Genomic DNA, 2599 nt, shown 5'->3' with positions numbered 1-2599 from the left:
TGGCAGGGAGTGCCGGCGGCAAACGGCAGCCACACCCCTGGGCCGCCGGCACTCCCTGCCACTGACCCCGGCTCTTCCCCGCCACCGCTCACCGCGTCCCGCGGCGGACCGGGCGGCCGGGGCCGCCCGGACGGCTCGCCTCAGGCCCGTTCGGCGACGGACGCCGGGTCGTCCAGGACTCCCCGGACCACCGAGTGGGCCGCGCCCAGCAGGGGGCCCTCGGAGCCCAGGGCGGACACCGAGACGGGGCAGGCCGGGCCCGCCGTGCGCCGGGCCAGCTCCGAGCGGAGCGACGGCAGCAGCCAGGGGGCGAGCCCGGACAGGGCGCCGCCCAGGACGACGCCTCCGGGGTCCAGGAGATTGACCGCCCCGGTCAGCGCGATGCCCAGGGCCGTTCCCGCGTCGTGCAGGGCACGTCGTACGGCCCGGTCGCCCCGCTCGGCGCGGCCCGCGAGCAGGCCCACGCGGTCCTCGCCGGGCTCCAGGCCGGCGGCGCGCAGCACGGCCTCCTCGCCGGCGTACTGCTCCAGGCAGCCGCGGCCGCCGCACGCGCACTCGGGGCCGTCGGGCCGGACCGGCACGTGGCCCAGCTCGCCCGCGAAGCCCCGGTTCCCGAGCAGCAGCCGCCCCTCCACGACGGCCGCGGCGCCGATGCCGATCTCGGCCGACACGTGGAGGAAGTCGCGCGGGGTGTCCTCGCCGAGCCAGAGTTCGGCCAGCGCGCCGCAGTTGGCCTCGTTGGCCACGGTCAGCGGGAACCGTGCCGGGAGCAGGGCGCCGAGGTCGGTGTCGTGCCAGCCCAGGTTCGGCGCGCGGACGACGGTCCGGGCGTCGCGGGCCACCAGGCCCGGTACGGCCACGGTCAGCCCGGCCGGCCACAGCCCCTCGTCCTCGACGGCGCCGACCACCCGGAGCAGCAGTGCGGTCAGGTCCTCGCTCACGCTCCCCGGGGAGCGGCCGCGGTTCGGGACGTGGCGCACGGCCCGCGTCCGGACCTCCCCGCGCAGGTCGACCGCGCAGACCGCGAGGTGGTCGACGCCGACCTCGGCGCCGATCCCGGCCGGGCCGCCCCCGCTGACGGCGAGGGCCGAGCCGGGCCGGCCCACGCGCCCGGGCCGCTCGGGGCCCAGTTCCTCCAGCAGGCCCGAGCGGACGAGTTCGTCCACCAGGGTGGACACCGCCGCCCTGGTCAGGCCGATGCGCGAGGCGACGGCGGCCCGGGACAGCGGGCCCTCGGCGCTGACGGTGTGCATCACCCGCGAGAGATTGCGGCGGCGCATGCCCTGCTGGGTGTCGGGCGACATGCGTCGCTCCGGACCGGCCGAGGGCAGCGCCCGCCCCGGGCCGGCCGGGCGGGCCTCGTGCAGCGGTGCGCTCATGCCTCCGTCAGTCCTCGGTCGGGGCCGGGTCGCTCCCGGGCCGGTTCCGAATCGGCCGTGACCGGTCCCGAACCGGCCCCGAAGCGGTTCTCGGCCGTCAGGCGGTGTCCGTGCCGCGCTCCAGGAGCGGGGCCGCGTCGGAGAGTACCCCGGCGATCCTGGCCAGCGTCTCCTCGTCCCGCTCCACCGCCTCCAGCACCGGCCCCGCGGCCGTGTCCCAGCGGCGGGCGACCGCGGCCGGGTCCTCTCCGGTGAGCAGACCGGCCGCCTGCGCCGCCGCCCCCAGGGCGACCAGCTCCCGCGCCTCGGGCACCTGCACGGGGCGTCCCGACAGCCGCCGCACGGTCCGCTGCCAGGCAGCTCCCCGCGCGCCGCCGCCGATCAGCAGCAGGGGCGCGGACGGGTCCGCGTCCTCGTCGAGCACGCGGTCCAGCGCGCCCAGCAGCGAGTGCACGGCACCGTCGTAGGCGGCCTGGAGCAGCTGGCCACCGGTCGTGTCGTGGCGCAGCCCGTGCAGCAGGCCGGACGCGTGCGGAAGGTTCGGGGTGCGCTCGCCGTCCAGGAAGGGCAGGAGGGTGACGCCGTCGCCCGGCTGGACGGCCTCGCGGTCCAGGCCCAGCAGCGTCGCGACCCGGTCCACGGCGAGCGTGCAGTTGAGCGTGCAGGCGAGCGGCAGCCAGTCGCCGCGCGCGTCGGCGAAGCCCGCCACGGTGCCGGTCGGGTCGGCGGGCCGCCGCCGCGACACCGCGTACACCGTGCCGGAGGTGCCGAGGCTCATCACCGGCGTACCGGGCCGTATGCCCAGGCCGAGCGCGGCGGCCGCGTTGTCCCCGGTGCCGCACGCCACCAGGGTGCCCTTGGAGAACGGCAGGTCGTGGCTCTCGCGCACCGTCCCGGCCACCTCGCCGGGACGCACGACGCGGGGGAGCAGCGCCGGGTCCAGCCCCACGTGCGCGAGGATCTCCTCGTCGTACGCCTCGGTCCCGGAGGCCCACCAGCCGGTGCCGGAGGCGTCGCCGCGGTCGGTCGTGCCCTGCCCGGTGAGCCGCTCGGTCAGGTAGTCGTGGGGGAGGCGGACGGCCCTGGCGGCGCGGACCGCCTCCGGCTCGTGCTCCGCCAGCCAGGCCCACTTGGTGACCGTGAAGGAGGCGGCCGGCACGCTTCCGGTGCGCTCGGCCCAGAACTTCGTGCCGCCCAGCTCCTCGGTCAGCCGGTGCGCC

General features: G+C 78.2%; 2 protein-coding genes. Both read right to left on the bottom strand.

Going from position 1 to position 2599, the window contains the following annotated elements:
- Window positions 1-140: 140 nt before the first annotated feature.
- Window positions 141-1379, bottom strand: a complete 1239-nt coding sequence (locus tag AOK18_RS28665; protein ID WP_055696208.1) for an ROK family transcriptional regulator — start codon at window positions 1377-1379, stop codon at window positions 141-143.
- 97 nt (window positions 1380-1476) lie between these two features.
- Window positions 1477-2599: FGGY family carbohydrate kinase (locus AOK18_RS28660; protein ID WP_055696207.1), on the bottom strand; the 1123-nt coding region annotated here is incomplete at its 5' end.

The organism is Streptomyces prasinopilosus (assembly GCF_001419695.1).
Lineage (GTDB): Bacteria > Actinomycetota > Actinomycetes > Streptomycetales > Streptomycetaceae > Streptomyces > Streptomyces prasinopilosus.
Note: the sequence above shows the minus strand (reverse complement) of the source record. Positions and strands in the feature narration are given on the sequence as shown.